The organism is Agromyces selenitireducens, from assembly GCF_052748465.2.
Map to the genome: position 1 here is coordinate 72,122 of NZ_CM188259.1, position 16,090 is coordinate 88,211.

Below are 16,090 nucleotides of genomic sequence, written 5' to 3' on the forward strand. Positions count from 1 at the left end.
TTTCCGCAGGTGACTACGGCGCGATGTGATGCGTCGCGCGGAACACGTCACCGGGATCGTACTGGGCCTTCACCCGCCGCAGGCGCTCAAGGGTCTCCGGCGGGAACACCCGCGCGAGGACCTGGTCGTCGTGCTCGTGCGAGAAGTTCGAGTACACCCCGCGGGTGAATTCCACCGTCGATTCGAGCGGGACCTTCGCCGCGGCGACCTGCGCGGCGTCGGCGTCGGCGGGCAGCAATGTGGTGGCCACCGCCAAGGCGACGCTGTCGCGGTACGCGATCGGGGTCGCATCGGATGGCACCCGCGAGAACGCCCCGCCGAGCGCGCGCATGATGAGCATGGTTGGCAGCTCACCCTCGACCGTGCGGGCGAAGGCGTCGAGGGCCTCGTCGGTGAGCTCGGGTACGAAGCCGCCGTCGGCGACCATCACGAACGGGGGCATACCGGGCGGCGCCTCCTCGAGCAGGTCGGGGTAGTCGACGGGGGCGAGCGCGACCGCGGTGACGGACGGCAGCGACAGGAGTGGCTCGAGCAGACGCCGGAGCTCTGCCTCCGAGCCGAGCAGCGCAACCTGCAGCATGGGTCCGGCAGGCATCTCGGGCATCAACGGCGGCATCACCGCGAGCGTCGAGTTGAGTTCGTCGGGCGCGTCGACCATCACGTCGCGCCAGGCGCGCAGCACGGACGGCAGGTCGGATTGGTCGAACAGCACGTGGCCGCCGACCAGCCCGTCGACGGGCGCGGCCCGGAAGGTGAACCGCGTCGCCACGCCGAAGTTGCCGCCGCCGCCCCGGAGCGCCCAGAACAGCTCGGGATGGGAGTCGGCGTCGACCGTGAGCACTGAGCCGTCGGCGGTGACGAGCTCGACTTCGGTGAGGATGTCGATCGTGAGCCCGTGGAGGCGGACGAGCCAGCCGGCGCCGCCGCCGAGCGCGAGACCGCCGACGCCGACGTCGCGCGTGTCACCGGACGTGATCCCGAGCGCGTGCGGCGCGAGCGCATCGGCCACGCCTCCCCAGTGCGCGCCGCCTCCGACGTGCACGAGTCCACCCTCGCCGACCTCGACGTGCGCGAGTTCGCCGAGGTCGATGACGACCCCGCCCGACACGGGATCGGATCCGTGCCCGCCGCTCCGGACGGAGAGGGGAACGCCGGCGGTGACGGCGGCGCGGACCGCCTCCCCCACCTCGGCGGCCGAGGTGGGGCGTACGACCGCGTCGGGCGTGCCCTGTCCGATGAACACGGTGGCGCCGGCCTCGTACTCGGGGGTGCCGGGCGCGTGCACGCGCTGCGGCATCCGTTCACTCAGTTCTGCGATGAACGACATGCCGCACAGTCTGCTCCCGTCCGCCGACATCCGGCGAGCCCCGATCAGGGCACGTATCGTGCACTTCCCGCCAGCCCCCCTCCTCCCGCGCCGGGTCTCCTGTAATGGGCGGGAGGCGGATGGCGGTGGCGTCGGTCACTCGCCGCTCGGGTGCGCGCCCGCCGCGTCGATGATCCACGCGCTCGCGAACGAGCGCTCGCGCCACGCCGCGTACCGCCCCGAGACGCCGCCGTGCCCGGCCGCCATCTCGATCTTCAGCAGCGGGTCGGCGCCGACCTCGCGCAGGCGCGCCACCCATTTCGCCGGCTCGACGTAGAGCACACGCGTGTCGTTCAGCGAGGTGATGGCGAGGATCCGCGGGTACGTGACCGGGTGCACGTTCTCGTAGGGCGCGTACGACCGCATGTACGCGTACACCTCGGGGTCGTCGAGCGGGTTGCCCCACTCGTCCCACTCGATGACGGTGAGCGGCAGCGACGGGTCGAGGATCGACGTGAGCGGGTCGACGAACGGCACCTCCGCGACGATCCCGGCGAACAGGCGCGGAGCCAGGTTCGCGACCGCGCCCATGAGCAGGCCGCCGGCCGAGCCGCCCTGCGCGACGAGGTGGTCGGGTGTGGTGATGTCGATGTCGACGAGGTGCTCGGCCGCCGCGATGAAGTCGCTGAACGTGTGCTTCTTGTGCAGCTTCTTGCCGTGCTCATACCAGAGTCGGCCCATCTCGCCGCCGCCGCGCACGTGCGCGACCGCGAACACCATGCCCCGGTCGAGCAGCGACAGCCGGGGGATGCCGAATCCGGGGTCGATCGCGTGCTCGTACGAGCCGTACCCGTAGAGGAGCGTCGGCGCGGGCTCGCCCAGGGTCACGAGGTCGTGCCGGTACACGAGCGAGATCGGCACCTTCGTGCCATCCGGCGCCGTCGCCCATTCGCGCTTCTGGGCGTACCGCTCGGGGTGGTAGTCGCCGAGCACCGGCTGCTGCTTGCGCACGGTACGGGTGCCGGATGCCACGTCGACGTCGATCACCATCGACGGCGTCACGAACGAGCCGTAGCCGATGCGCAGCGACGGCTGCTCCCACGCGGGGTTGCCGCTGACGCCGACGGAGAAGAGCTCCTCGTCGAAGGGGAGCTCGTGCAGCGTGTCGTCGGGGGTCGCGTCGGCGGGCAGCCCGTTCGCCGGCACCTTCGCGATGGCGACGCGGGGCAGCCCGTCGCGACGGTACTCGAGCGCGACGAAGTCGCGGAACGCGTGCGCCGCCTCGATGCGCATGCGCGCGTCGTGGGGCAGCAGCATCCGCCGCGGCCCCTGCGGGTCGTCGGCCGACACGCTCACGAGCTCGAAGTTCACCGCCTCGCCCTCGTTGTGCACGATGAGCAGCCGGTCGCGCCCGCCGGCGATCACGTGGTCGACGTCGTACTCGACCCCGTCGCGTCGCGGCCACACCACGCGGAACTCGCCCGTCGGATCGGCGGCGTCGAGCAGCCACGACTCGCTCGTGACGTGGGATCCGGCCTCGAGCACGAGGTACCTGCGGCTGCGGGTGAGGCCGACGCCGAGCCAGAACCGCTCGTCGGGTTCGTGGAAGACCTTCACGTCGGATGCCGCGGGCGTGCCGACCTCGTGCCGCCAGATCGTGTCGGGCCGCCAGGCGTCGTCGACGGTCGCATAGAAAAGGTACCGGCCCGACGGCTCGAAGACGGCGCCCGCGGCCGTGCCGGGGATCTCGTCGTCGAACACGCGCCCGGCGCCGCTCACGTCGCGCAGCTTGATCGTGTACCGCTCGTCGCCCTCGACGTCCGCGGCGTAGAGCATGGTCGATCCGTCGGCGGTGAGGTCGAAGCTGCCGAGCGAGAAGAACTCATGACCCCTGGCCTCGACGTTGTCGTCGAGCAGCACCTGCTCGCCGGGCAGCGGCGACCCGTCGTCGGGGATCGCGGGCGGCTCCCAGTCGTCGGCGCCGCGCACGGCGACTCGGCAGTGGATGCCGTACTGCAGGCCCTCGACCGTCCGCGAGTAGTACCACCACTCGCCCTCGCGCGTCGGCACGCTGAGGTCCGTCTCCTTGGTGCGGCGCTTGATCTCCTCGAACACCTGCTCCTGCAGCACCGCGAGGTGCTTGGTCTTCGCGCGGGTGTAGGCGTTCTCCTCCTCGAGGTGGGCGATCACCGCCGGGTCGTCCTTGTCGCGCAACCACTCGTAGTGGTCGATCACCACGTCGCCGTGGTGGGTGCGTTCGGTCGGTCGCTTCTCGGTCACCGGGGGAGTCAGCACGGGTCCCACGCTACGCCGCCCGTCCGGCTCCCGGCATCCGCTCGCAGCGATCTTCGGTCGAACGGATGCCGCGGCCCGGCCCTACTCGATGCCCGCCCTCTGCCAGTCGGCCGATGCAGATGGGTCGAGTGTTACAGGTCGCGCCGAGTGATGCCGTTCCCGCGGTATCACTCGGCGGGAACCTCGACACTCGACGCGAGCTCGCGCTCGACGGCGGCGCGCACGCGCGCGAGGGCGTCGGCGAGCTCGGTGTCACTCGGCGACCCGTAGCCGAGGATGAGCCCGGACGGGCCTTCGCCGGGGATCGCCGAGTACTCGGCGAGCGACGAGATCGCGACGCCGTCCGTGGCGAGCCGTGCGACCACACGCGCGGCGACCTCGTGCGACGGCAGCCGCACGACCGCGTGGAGTCCGCCGTCGAGCCCGGTGAGCGGCGCCCCGTCGATGCCCGAGAGCGCGTCGATCACGAGCGCGCGCCGGTGTGCGTAGTCACGACGAGCGGCGGCGATGTGCCGCCGCACCGCGCCCGAGGCGAGCAGCTCGGCCATCGCCTCCTGTGCGATTCCCGGCACCGGGCAGGTCTCGTCGTCGCGCACGGCCGCCACGGCGCCGCGCAGCGCCGGATCCGCCGGCAGCACGAGGTAGCCGAGCCGCAGCCACGGCGTGAGCACCTTCGAGAAGCTTCCGACGAGGACGGCCCGCCCTGCGCGGTCGAGCGAGGCGAGCGCGGGCAGCGGCGCGCCGACGTGGCGGAACTCGCTGTCGTAGTCGTCCTCGATGACGACGGCACCGGATGCCGCGGCCCACTCGAGCAGCTCGAGCCGCGCCGCCACCGGAAGGCGCCCGCCGAGCGGGTACTGGTGGTGCGGCGTGACCATCACGGCGTGGGGGGCGGGGTGGATGGCGCGGAGCGCCGCGACGTCGATGCCGTCGGCGTCCACCGGCACGGGGACCGTCTCGAGCGCGCCGCGTCGCTCGATCACTCGTCGTGCGGACGGGTATCCGGGATGCTCGACCGCGACCCGCGGCATCCCGTCGACCATGATCCGGAGCGCCGACGCGAGCAGCGCGACCGCGTCGCTCGTGCCCGCTGTGACCACGACGTCGTCGGGCGAGCACGCCAGGCCGCGCGCGTGCCGCAGGTGGTCGCCGATCTCGGCGCGCAGGCGCGTCGATCCGAAGTCGGGCGGGATGTCGCCCGGCACGGCGAGGCGCGACGCGTGCCGCCAGGCAGCGCGCCACGCGCGTTCGTCGAGCCGCGCCGTCGACGGCAACCCGGGTCGCAGCTCGAGCGGCGCCGCCTCGTGCGGGTCGAGGAGCCGCACAGCGGCGTCTCGAGACCCTGGCGGTTCGTGGGGATCTCGAGACGCGCGCTGCGCGCGCTGCTCGACCCGTACGGGCGCGCGCTCCTCGACCTGGACGAGCGGGGCCACGCGCGTGGGCGCGCCCTGCCGCACCTCGAGGTACCCCTCGCCGGCGAGCTGGTCGTACGCGGCGACGACCGAGCTGCGGGCAACGCCGAGCTCAGTCGCGAGCGACCGCGTCGACGGCACCGGGTCGCCGGAGCGCAGCCGTCCGTCGAGGATGCCGCGGCGGAGTCCGTCCACGAGCTGCGCGCCGAGCGGGCGCGCGTCGTCGCGGTCGATGACGAGGAGCGGTCCGTCCACGGCGGCCTCCCATGACGCGGCGCACTGGACTGACCGAATGCGCGAGAACTGGTCTGCACACCATACCAGCGAGCTGAGCACACTGAACAGCATGACCACGATCACGCCCCCCGCCCGCCGCATCCGTCGCCTGCCCGACCGGCAGACCACCGACCGGTTCGCCCTGTACGACCTGCTCGACACCGAGCTCGTCGGGCACCTCGCGGTCGCGGTCGACGGCGTGCCGGTGATCGTGCCGATGGGCTACGCCCGAGTGGGCGGGCACCTGCTGCTGCACGGCTCGACCGGCGGCGGATTCGCCCTGCGCGCGGCATCCGTTCGCACGCCCGTGGCCTTCTCGGTCACCGCGCTCGACGGCCTCGTCTACGCGCGCAGCCTCTTCGACAGCTCGATGAACTACCGCAGCGCGACCGTGCAGGGCGTGCTCGAGCCGGTTCCGGCCGACGAGACGGATGCCGCGCTGCTCGCGCTCTCGGAGCGACTCATGCCCGGTCGCCCGGCCGAGGTGCGCGGCACGCCCCGCAAGGAGGTCGCGGCGACGCGCGTCCTCCGCCTCGCCCTCGACGACGTCGTGATGAAGCAGCGCTCCGGCGGCCCGTCGGAGGAGCCCGACGACGGCGAGGACCACTCGACCTGGGCGGGCGTGCTTCCGCTCGAGCGTCGCTGGGGCGCGCCGATCCCCTCAGGGCTCACCCCTGCTGGAACGCCCGTCCCGGATTCGGTGATCGCTCTGGCGACGCTGAGCCGCTGAAGCCCGAACCTGTACAGGTCGTAGAGAAACGGAAAGGAGGTGCGTGATGTTCGCCACGATGCTGGTGCTCGCCCTCATCTCGGCGTGGGCAGTGACCGCCGCGATGGTCGAGTTCCGCAACGACGGATACCGCCGCACGCCCACCCTCGCCCACTGAGGCCGGATCGACCCGAACATCCGCATCCGCCCCTTCTCCGAGGCCCGACCGGGGCGCATCTGAGGCCTGTCTGAGGCCCCCTCACCGCCCGGGCCCCCCGAAATACGCACATCTCCCGATGAACCGCCGCTGCCTCAGGGAGCACGCTCGGATCATCGCCAAGACCAGGAGGACACCATGGACTACGCCGCAGGCTTCGTCGCAATGCAGGTGCACGACGTGAACGTGCGTCGCGCCGAGGAGCGCATCGCGATCGAGCGCGCCGCGGCCGAACGCGCCGAGGGTGCGGAGCGCACCGCGCGGCGCACCCCGCGCCGCCACCGCGTCCGTCGCCACGAGCCGCTGCTCGCACGGTGACCGACGCAGGAGACGCGGTCGCCGCGGACTCCGCGGACGCCTCGAACGACACCACCGAAGCGCATCGGCGCCGGGTCCCGGGACCCGGCGCCGATGTCGTCGGTCGGTGGGAACATGGGACCGTGACCAGCTCCCCGTCGAGCCCCGCCATGATCGGCCGCGACGCCGAACTCGACTGGCTCCGCAGCCTCCTCGAGACCGTGCGCGCCGGCACGCCGGCGACCGCCGTGATCGGCGGCGAAGCCGGCATCGGCAAGAGCCGGCTGGTGGCCGAGTTCACCGCGGGGCTCGGCGCAGACGTGCGACTGGTCCGCGGCCAGTGCGTCGACCTCGGCGACGTCGCCGCCCCGTACGCGCCCGTGAAGGGCGCCCTCCGCCAGCTCGTCGCCCAAGTCGGCGCCGAGCGCGCGCTCGACGCGGTCGGTCCCGGGCGTGCTGCGCTCGTGGCGCTGCTGCCCGAGCTCGCGGCATCCGAGGCATCGACGACCGGCGAGATCGTCATCACGCCCGGCGGCGCGGGCAGCGGCCAGCTGCACGAGGCCGTGGCGGTGCTGCTCGAGACCCTCTCGCGCGACCAGCCCATCGCGCTGGTCATCGAAGACCTGCACTGGGTCGACGCCGCGAGCCTCGCGATGCTGCGGTTCCTCCTCCGATCGCTCGGCTCCAGCCGCCTGCTCGTCATCCTCACCTACCGCACCGACGACGTCACGCGCGGCCACCCCCTGCGCGGCTTCCTCTCCGAGGCCGAGCGCGACCGGTGGGTGGAGCGCCGCGAGCTCGCCCGGCTCGGCGAGGCCGACGTGCGCGCGATGGTCGCCTCGCTCACCGGCGACGGGGGCCCCGGCGAACCGGCGCTCGAGACGGTGATCCGACGCAGCGACGGCGTGCCGTTCTTCGTCGAGGAGCTCGTGGGCATCGACGGGTGCACCGACGAGGGGCTCGTCCCCGACACCCTCCGCGACCTGCTCCTCGCCCGGTACGAACGACTCTCCGACGAGGCGCAGGAACTCCTGCGCCTGCTCTCGACCGGCGGGGTCCGCGTCTCGCACGACCTGCTCTCGGCGGTGTTCCGCGGCAGCGACGATGCGCTCGAGTCTGCAGCGCGCGAGAGCGTGCTGTCGGGCGTGCTCATGATCGACGGCGACGACTACGCGTTCCGGCACGCCCTCGTGCGCGAGGCGATCCTCGCCGACCTCCTGCCCGGCGAGCGTGCCAGGTACCACGGCCGCTACGCCGAGGCCTACGAGGCCAAGGCTGCGGCGGGCGGTCGCCGGCTCGCGGCCGAGATCTCGTACCACTGGCTCGGCGCTCGCGATCCGGTTCGCGCGTTCCCGGCGACGATCCAGGCCATGCGCGAGGCGCGCTCGGCGGTCGCCTACGCCTCGGCGGCGCAGCTCGGCGAACGCGCGCTCGAGCTGTGGAGCCTGGTGCCCGATCCGGAGCGCGTCACGGGCATGACGAGGCTCGAGCTGATGGGCCGCACCGCGTCGCACCTCCGGCACGCGGGCGAGGGGGAGCGGGGCCTCGCGCTCGTGAAGGCCGCGCTCGCCGAGTGTCCGCGCGACGACCCGCAGTACCCGCGACTGCTCCGCGACAAGGCGCTGTACCTCGCGACCGTGGGGCGGGGCGGGTCGATCCCCGTGCTCGAGGAGGCACTCGCGGCGATACCGGCCGAGGGCGCCCACGAACTGCGCGTGACCGTTCTCACGGGCCTCGCGGGCCGGCTCATGATCGAGGCCCGCGTCGACGACGCCGTGCGCATCGCCGACGAGGCGTTCGAGCTCGCGCAGGCGATCGGCTACCCGCGCTACGCGTCGGTCGCGATGAACATCGCCGCCGTCAGCCGGGCCGCGCGCGGCGAGGTCGAGCGCGGGCTCGCCGACCTCGAGCGCGCACGCGAGCTCGCCGAAGGCGACGGCGCCGCGCTCCTGCGGTACTGGGTCAACGCGTCCGACATGCACCACCTCATCGGCGCCCACCGCGAGGCCGTCCGCCTCGCGGAGGAGGGCCTCGCACGAGCGCGCCGACAGGGCGTGGAACGCAGCTCGGGCGTCATCCTCGCGTCGAACGCCGTCGACCCCCTGTTCGCGCTCGGGGAGTGGGACCGCGCCGGGGCGCTCATCGACCGCGCGCTCGCGCTCGACCCCTCGGCGCCGTTCCGGGTCTACCTGCAGCGGGCGAAGATCTGGGCCCTCGTGTGGCGGGGCGAGCCCGAGCGCGCCGCCGAACTGCTCCGCGCCTACCGGGCGACGATGGCCCCGATCATGGAGGTCGAGATGCAGACGCGTCTCGGGGTGGGCCGCGTCGCGGTCGAGGTCGGGCTCGCCGTCGGCGACCTCTCGCAGGCGTGGCGCGACGGGCGCGCCGTGCTGCACGAGCGCGAGCTGCCGCTCGCCGGCTACGCCGAGCCGCTGCTGTGGGCGCTCGCCCGGGTGATCGCCGCGGTCCGCGCCGATCCAGCCAGGGTCTCCGAGGCCGAGGCGGCCGAGATCCTCGCGGCCGAGCCCGACGTGCGCGAGGTGATGCGCCGGCTCGAGTTCTGGCCGACGCATCCGCTCTGGTCGGCGTTCGTCGAAGCCGAACTGCGGTCGACGGATGACGCGTGGCGGGCCGCCGTCGAGGCAGCCTCCGCCGACACGGCGCCCGGCTTCCTCCGCCCGTACGCGCTGCTGCGGCTCGGCGAGGCCCTGCTCGACGACGGCGACCGTCAGGGCGCCCGCGACGCGCTGCAGGAGTCGTTCGACGCCGCGGTCGCGGGCGGCGTCACCGCCGTGCAGTCGCGCGCCGCACGAGTGGCGATGCAGGCGGGTCTCGCGCTCGACGGTGCGACGCGGGGCGACACGTCGCGCGGCGCGGCCGGGGTCGCGGGCGCCGACGACCCGACCGACGCGGTGGCCGAACTCACCGCGCGCGAGCGGCAGGTGCTCGAGCTCATCGCCGAGGGCCTCAGCAACCGGCAGATCGGCGAGCGGCTCTACATCAGCGGCAAGACCGCGAGCGTGCACGTCTCGGCGATCCTCCGCAAGCTCGGCGCCGCGAGCCGGACCGAGGCGGTGTACCGGGCGCGGGCGTTGCACTGAGTCGCAGTCGATCCGAAGCGGCCTCCCAGCACGCCCGGGTACGGTGGCATCCGTTGCCGACGCCGACGACGGCCGACGAAGGAGTACAGCGGCATGACCTCGCTCGAGACGATCCCGTTCCAGACCATGACCGGTGAAACGCGCACCCTCGGCGATTGGGGTGGTCAGGTGCGTCTCGTCGTGAACGTCGCCTCGCGGTGCGGGCTGTCGCCGCAGTACGCCAAACTCGAGGAACTGCAGCGCACCTACGGCGATCAGGGCTTCACCGTGCTCGGGTTCCCGAGCAACCAGTTCTTCCAGGAGCTGTCGTCGAACGAGGCGATCACCGAGTACTGCGCCGCAACCTGGGGCGTGACGTTCCCGATCTTCGACCGGGTGCGCGTCAACGGCCGCCGGGCGCATCCGTTGTTCATCGAGCTGAAGCACTCGCGCGACTCGGCAGGCCTCGCCGGCCCCGTCGTCTGGAACTTCGAGAAGTTCCTCGTGCTGCCTTCGGGCGAGGTGCGGCGCTTCCGTCCGCCGGTCGAGCCCGACGATGCGGCGATCGTCGCTGCGATCGAGTCCGCGCTCTCCGACGGCGACGGTCGAGCGGATGCCGCGGCCGGCGGCTCCGGCGCGCTCGCCTGAGGTCGGTCATGCCGGGCGAGCTTCGCGATCCGCCGTCGGGTCCGCTGTTCGCACCTCGGGCGTTCGGGTTCTACGCCGAACTCGCCGAGCACAACGACCGCGAGTGGTTCGCCGCGCATCGCGGCGAGTACGAGGAGTTCGTACGCGTGCCGCTCGAGCGGCTGGCGGAGCGAGCGGAGCCGCGATACGGAGCCGCCAAGGTGTTCCGTCCCAATCGCGACGTCCGGTTCACTGCCGACAAGGCGCCGTACAAGCTGAACGGGGCCATGACCGCCGGACGCGTCGGCGGCGTCTACGTCTCCGTCTCGGTCGATGGGCTGGTCGCCGGCGGCGGCCTCTACGAACCGTCCCGCGATCAACTGGCTCGGGCCCGCGAGGTCATCGCCGACGACGGCCCGCCCGCCGCCGAGCTGGCCGCGATCATCGACGAGCTCGAGCGCGACGGATTCGAGCTCGCGGGGCCCTTCCTCAAGACCGCCCCGCGCGGTGTCGATCGCGACCATCCGCGGCTCGGCCTGCTGCGGATGCTCCACTACGCCGCGCTTCGGCCGTTGCCGCGCGAGGCGACCGCCGCCGAGGTCGAGGCGGCGTGGGGCTCGCTTGAACCGCTGCTGGGCTGGGTGGAGCGTCTCGTGGGGCCCGCGCAGTCGAGCCGCTGACCGCCGTCACGGTGCGTGCGTCCTCCCACGTAGACTCGGACCTGCGCTTTGCTCAGCTTGTGTCGATTGTTACAAGTTGATGAAGCACTGGTAATCCTGAAACATCTGTTACATACTCGTGCGCAGACGTCGCTCACGGACGAGCGACCCGCACGAAGGGCTCGACATGACTGCACTCCCCCCGCGTTCCCCCGCCCGCCGCGCGATGGCCGCCTCCGCGCTCGCCGCCGGCTCGCTCCTCGTCCTCGCCGGATGCGCCACCGCCTCCGATGCCGACTCCGGCGATGCCGCATCCGACGCCGCCGTCGAGGTCGCCGGCATCGAGATCAGCGTCGACGAGGCCGCCGCCGAGCTGCTGCCCGCCGACATCGCCGATGCCGGCTCGGTCAAGGTGGCCACCGATGCGCCCTACGCGCCGTTCGAGATGTTCGAGGAGGAGGGCTCGGACGAGCTCACGGGCGTCGACGTCGACCTCGGCCACGCGATCGGCGCGAAGCTCGGCATCGACTTCGAGTTCGAGCAGCAGGCGTTCGACGGCATCATCCCCGCGCTGCAGGCCGGCAACTTCGACGTCACGATCACCGCGATGACCTCCAGCGTCGAGCGCATGGAGGTGCTCACGTTCGTCGACTACTCGGCATCGGGCACCGGCATCCTCACGACGGTCGGCAACCCCGAGGGCATCGAGAGCTACCTCGACCTCTGCGGCACGTCGGTCGCCGTCCAGGCCGCGACGAGCCAGGTCGACCTCGTGAACGACGTCTGGCAGGGCGAGTGCGAGGCCGAGGGCCTCGACCCGATCAAGCTGTCCGAGTTCCCGTCCGACGCCGACGCCCAGCTCGCGATCACGAGCGGCAAGGCCGTCGCGTCGCTGCTCACCAAGCCGAGCGCCGGCTACGTCGCGAAGACGACGAACGACGGTGAGACCTTCGAGGTCGTCGAGGACCCCGAAGCCCCCAACGGCTACGACGCCACGCTCAACGGCATCGGCGTGCTGAAGGAGAACGAGGAGTTCGCGACGGCGATCCAGGCCGCACTGCAGTCGCTGATCGACGACGGCACGTACGAGGCGATCCTCGACCAGTACGGCGTCACCGGCATCGGCATCGACGAGGCCACGATCAACGGCGCCGCAGAAGCCAAGTGACCCTCGCGGGCACGACCGGAACGGAAAGCACCATCCCCATGACCGCAACGCAGCCGTCAGCCACGGCGGCGCCCGCAGGGCCCTCGGGTCCCTCGGGCGCCGCCCACCCCGGGCCCATCGAGGCCGTGCCCGTCCGCCACCCGGGACGGTGGATCGCCGCCGTCCTCGTCCTGGCCATCGGGATCGGGTCGATGTACTCGATCCTGCAGAATCCCAACCTCGACCTGGCCACGGTGGGCGAGTACCTCTTCAAGCCGCTCACGCTCAACGGCGTGCTCATCACCATCTGGCTGACGGCCGCGTCGATGGTCATGGGCGTCTTCGGCGGCATCGTCGTCGCGGTCATGCGGCTCTCGCCGAACCCGGTGCTGTCGGTCGCCGCGATGCTCTTCATCTGGGTGTTCCGCGGCACGCCGCTGCTGCTGCAGCTCATCTTCTGGGGCTTCATCGGCGCGTTCATCCCGAAGATCGTGGTCGGCGTCCCGTTCACCTCGATCGAGTTCTGGTCGTTCACGACGAGCGACCTGATCCCCGCCACCGTCGCCGCGCTGCTCGCGCTCGGCCTCAACGAGATGGCCTACGCCGCCGAGATCGTCCGCGCCGGCATCCAGTCGGTCGACCACGGCCAGACCGAGGCGGCGCACTCGCTCGGGATGTCGCCCGCGAGGACCCTGCGCCGCATCGTGCTCCCGCAGGCGATGCGCGTGATCATCCCGCCGATGGGCAACGAGACGATCACGATGCTGAAGAGCACGTCGCTCGTGGCGATCGTGGCCGGCGACGACCTCATGTCGAACATCCGCGAGGCGTACACGCAGAACTACAAGATCATCCCGCTGCTCATCGTCGCGGCGATCTGGTACCTCGCGCTGACGTCCATCCTGTCCATCCCGCAGATGTGGCTCGAGCGGCGCTACGGCCGCGGCTTCGACGGCGCGCGGCCCACGATCGGCTCGCGGGTGTCGACGTTCACCCAGAGCATCACCCTGCCGGCGCGCACGTCGCGCGCGTCGAAGAAGGAGTCGGCGTCATGACCGCCACCATCCCCCAGGCCGCGCCGCTCGCGGCCGTCTCCGAGCGCCCCATGGTCGAGGCCGTCGAGGTGCACAAGCGCTTCGGGAACCTCGAGGTGCTGAAGGGCATCACGATGTCCGTCGAGCGCGGGCAGGTCGTGTGCCTGCTCGGCCCGTCGGGCTCGGGCAAGTCGACGTTCCTGCGCTGCATCAACCATCTCGAGCAGATCGACGCGGGAATGATCCGCGTCGCCGGTGAGACGGTGGGCTACCGCGAGAAGAACGGCAAGCTGTACGAGCTCCGCGAGAAGGAGGTCGCCGCCCAGCGTCGCAAGGTCGGCATGGTCTTCCAGCGGTTCAACCTGTTCCCGCACATGACCGCGCTCGAGAACGTGATCGAGGCGCCCACGCAGGTCGCGCGACGTTCGAAGGCGGATGCCAGGGAGCACGGCCTCCACCTGCTGGCCCAGGTCGGACTGGCGGAGAAGGCCGACACCTACCCGGCGCAGCTCTCGGGCGGCCAGCAGCAGCGCGTCGCGATCGCCCGCGCCCTCGCGATGGAGCCCGAGGTGATGCTCTTCGACGAGCCCACCTCGGCGCTCGACCCCGAGCTCGTCGGCGACGTGCTCGACGTGATGCGCGGCCTCGCCGAGAGCGGCATGACGATGATCGTCGTGACCCACGAGATCGGCTTCGCGCGCGAGGTCGGCGACGTGGCCGTGTTCATGGATGGCGGCGTGGTCGTCGAAGCCGGCGACCCGGCGCAGGTGCTCGGCGACCCGCGGGAGGAGCGCACGCGCTCGTTCCTGTCGAAGGTGCTCTGACGTGGCGGGGACGTTCGTCGACCCCCACGCCGCCGCATCCGCCACCACCGAGCCCGGCGCCGTCGTGCGCCCGGTGCCGACCGCCGAGTCGCTGCGTCGTGCCGCGCACGCCGTAGACGGCCGCTACCGCGAGGAGCTCGCGCACCTGGTGGGCATCGACTCGGGTTCGCACGATGCCGACGGCGTGGGCCGGGTGGCCGAGTGGGCCGCGGCGACGCTCGCCGCCGACGGCTTCGACGTCGAGACCGTGCCGACGCCCGAGCGCGACGGCCGGCGCTACGGCCCGGTCGTGATCGCCCGACGTCGCGGCGCGGGCACGGCCCGCGTGGTGCTGTTCGCCCACATGGACACGGTGTTCCCGGCGGGCACGGCCGCGGAGCGGCCGTTCCGCGTCGACGAGGGCATCGCCTCCGGCCCGGGCGTCTGCGACGACATCGCGGGCATCGCGGCGGGACTCGCCGCGGCACGCGTGCTCGACCGGCTCGGCTACGACGGGTACGGCGAACTGGTGCTGGCGCTCACGCCCGACGAGGAGGTCGGCTCGCCCGCGAGTCGCGAGATCCTCGCCGAGGTCGTGGGCGGGGCGGATGCCGCGCTGTGCCTCGAGTGCGCTCGTGAGAACGGCGACCTGGTCGGCGCGCGCAAGGGCGTCGCCGACGTGCTCGTCTCCATCCGCGGGCGGGCGGCGCACTCGGGCGTCGAGCCGGAGCGCGGCATCAACGCGGCCATCGAGGCGGCGCGGCTGCTGCTCGACGTGCAGGCGCTCTCGGGCGGCGCGCCCGGACTCACGGTGAACGTCGGCAAGGTGGCATCCGGATCGCGAGCGAACATCGTGCCCGAGCAGGCAGAGCTGCACGTCGAGGTGCGCGCGACGGCCCTCGTCGACCTGGTCGGCACGCTCGACGCGATCGACGAGCGCGCGCGGAATCCGTTCGTCGACGGTGCGCGCATCGAGGTCACGCGGCTCGACGTGTGCCCGCCGCTCGAGCGCACCGCGACCGACGACCTCGCGTCGCTCGCCCGGGAGGTCGGCGACCGGCTGGGGCTCGCGTTCGACGTGGCCGCGACCGGTGGCGCGTCCGACGCGAACTTCGTCGCCGCGCTCGGGGTGCCGACGCTCGACGGGCTCGGCCCCGTGGGCGGCGGCGACCACGGCGTCGACGAGTGGCTCGACCTCGCGAGCGTGCCCGACCGGGTCGCGCTGCTCGCCGGACTGGTCGCGGCGATCGCCGAGGCTCCGGCCCCGGAATGACCGACGCGAGCCGGGGGAGGGCAGTACGGTGAGAGGCGGAAGGGGGTCGCTGATGGCGGTGGACGCAGGCGCCGATGCACGGCCGGCGTCGGTCGCGGAGGCGATCCGGCGTGGCATGGCCGACTGTTCGCCCGCCGAGCGCAAGGTCGCCCGCGTGCTGCTTTCGTCGTACCCCTCGGCCGGCTTCGAGACCGTCGCGAAGCTCGCCGCCCGGGCTGGCGTCAGCGGCCCGACCGTGCTGCGCTTCGCGAACCGCATGGGGTATCGGGGCTTCCCCGAGTTCCAGCAGGCGCTGCGTGACGACCTCGACGAGCGCTCCGCATCACCGCTCGCGCTGTACGACCGCGGTCAGGGCACCGCGCTCGGCGGCGACGGCACGCGCCTCGAGCAGGCCGGTGCGATCATGCGCGCCACGCTCGAACGCACCTTCGCCAACCTCGCGCCCGACGAGTTCGAGCGTTGCGTCGAGGCGCTCACGACCGCGAAGGGGCAGGTGCTCATCGCGGGCGGCCGCTTCAGCGGGCTGCTCGCGCGGTTCCTCGCGCAGCACCTCCAGCTCATGCGCGCGGGCGTGTCGATGCTGCCGGATGACGCGGGCGGCCGTGCCGAGGCGATCGCCGGGCTCGGCCGCGGCGACGTGGTCGTGCTGTTCGACTACCGCCGCTACGAGGAGCGCACGCTGCAGGTCGCGACCGTCGCACGCGAGCACCGCGCCCAGGTGGTCCTGTTCACCGACTCGTGGCTGTCGCCGATCGCGTCCGACGCCGATGTCGTGCTCCCGAGCGAGACCGGCTCCCCCTCGGCGTTCGACGCGATGACGCCCGTGCTCGCGCTCGTCGAGTCGGTCATCGCCGGCTGCCTCGAGCGGCTCGGCGACGACGCGTCAGAGCGGATGCGGCGCATCGAGGCCGCTGGCGCGGAACTCGGCCTCTACTGACGCGGCTCGACGCGCGCC

General features: G+C 72.5%; 13 protein-coding genes. 10 read left to right on the forward strand and 3 right to left on the reverse strand.

Annotated features, from left to right (window positions below; translation table 11 throughout):
• Positions 1-13 precede the first annotated feature (13 nt).
• The 3 genes from ACULK4_RS00380 to pdxR all read right to left on the reverse strand — a co-directional run bounded on the left by ACULK4_RS00380 (position 14) and on the right by pdxR (position 5,268).
• On the reverse strand, positions 14-1,327 hold the full coding sequence (locus tag ACULK4_RS00380; protein ID WP_445963941.1) for an FAD-binding oxidoreductase: 1,314 nt from the start codon (positions 1,325-1,327) through the stop codon (positions 14-16).
• A gap of 135 nt (positions 1,328-1,462) precedes the next feature.
• Positions 1,463-3,601, reverse strand: a complete 2,139-nt coding sequence (locus ACULK4_RS00385) for a S9 family peptidase (RefSeq protein ID WP_445963942.1) — start codon at positions 3,599-3,601, stop codon at positions 1,463-1,465.
• A gap of 167 nt (positions 3,602-3,768) precedes the next feature.
• Positions 3,769-5,268 (reverse strand): MocR-like pyridoxine biosynthesis transcription factor PdxR, encoded by a 1,500-nt coding sequence (gene pdxR / locus ACULK4_RS00390; protein WP_445963943.1) that lies wholly within the window; start codon positions 5,266-5,268, stop codon positions 3,769-3,771.
• Positions 5,269-5,359: 91 nt separating this feature from the next.
• On the opposite strand from pdxR, the gene ACULK4_RS00395 reads away from it, so the two are divergent.
• The 10 genes from ACULK4_RS00395 (at position 5,360) to ACULK4_RS00440 (ending at position 16,072) form a co-directional block, all read left to right on the forward strand.
• Positions 5,360-6,019, forward strand: coding sequence for a pyridoxamine 5'-phosphate oxidase family protein (locus ACULK4_RS00395; protein ID WP_445963944.1), 660 nt, complete (start codon positions 5,360-5,362; stop codon positions 6,017-6,019).
• Positions 6,020-6,353: 334 nt separating this feature from the next.
• Entirely contained in the window at positions 6,354-6,533 is a 180-nt protein-coding gene (locus ACULK4_RS00400; protein ID WP_445963945.1) for a hypothetical protein, read from the forward strand.
• A gap of 122 nt (positions 6,534-6,655) precedes the next feature.
• On the forward strand, positions 6,656-9,613 hold the full coding sequence (locus ACULK4_RS00405; RefSeq protein ID WP_445963946.1) for a helix-turn-helix transcriptional regulator: 2,958 nt from the start codon (positions 6,656-6,658) through the stop codon (positions 9,611-9,613).
• Positions 9,614-9,706: 93 nt separating this feature from the next.
• Entirely contained in the window at positions 9,707-10,240 is a 534-nt protein-coding gene (locus tag ACULK4_RS00410; protein WP_445963947.1) for a glutathione peroxidase, read from the forward strand.
• Between the two features lie 8 nt (positions 10,241-10,248).
• Positions 10,249-10,899 carry a DUF2461 domain-containing protein gene (locus ACULK4_RS00415; protein WP_445963948.1) on the forward strand — a complete coding sequence of 217 codons (651 nt, stop codon included), beginning with the start codon at positions 10,249-10,251 and terminating at the stop codon, positions 10,897-10,899.
• A 166-nt stretch (positions 10,900-11,065) separates the two neighbouring features.
• The gene (locus ACULK4_RS00420; RefSeq protein WP_445963949.1) at positions 11,066-12,046 is read left to right on the forward strand and encodes an ABC transporter substrate-binding protein; all 981 of its coding nucleotides are present in this window, start codon (positions 11,066-11,068) and stop codon (positions 12,044-12,046) included.
• Between the two features lie 38 nt (positions 12,047-12,084).
• Positions 12,085-13,080: an amino acid ABC transporter permease gene (locus ACULK4_RS00425; protein ID WP_445963950.1), complete on the forward strand. Its 996-nt coding sequence runs from the start codon at positions 12,085-12,087 to the stop codon at positions 13,078-13,080.
• On the forward strand, positions 13,077-13,883 hold the full coding sequence (locus tag ACULK4_RS00430) for an amino acid ABC transporter ATP-binding protein (protein ID WP_445963951.1): 807 nt from the start codon (positions 13,077-13,079) through the stop codon (positions 13,881-13,883). Before ACULK4_RS00425 ends, ACULK4_RS00430 begins: the two co-directional genes overlap by 4 nt.
• 1 nt (position 13,884) lies before the next feature.
• On the forward strand, positions 13,885-15,135 hold the full coding sequence (locus ACULK4_RS00435; RefSeq protein WP_445963952.1) for a M20 family metallopeptidase: 1,251 nt from the start codon (positions 13,885-13,887) through the stop codon (positions 15,133-15,135).
• A 52-nt stretch (positions 15,136-15,187) separates the two neighbouring features.
• Positions 15,188-16,072 (forward strand): MurR/RpiR family transcriptional regulator, encoded by an 885-nt coding sequence (locus tag ACULK4_RS00440; protein ID WP_445963953.1) that lies wholly within the window; start codon positions 15,188-15,190, stop codon positions 16,070-16,072.
• Positions 16,073-16,090: the final 18 nt, after the last annotated feature.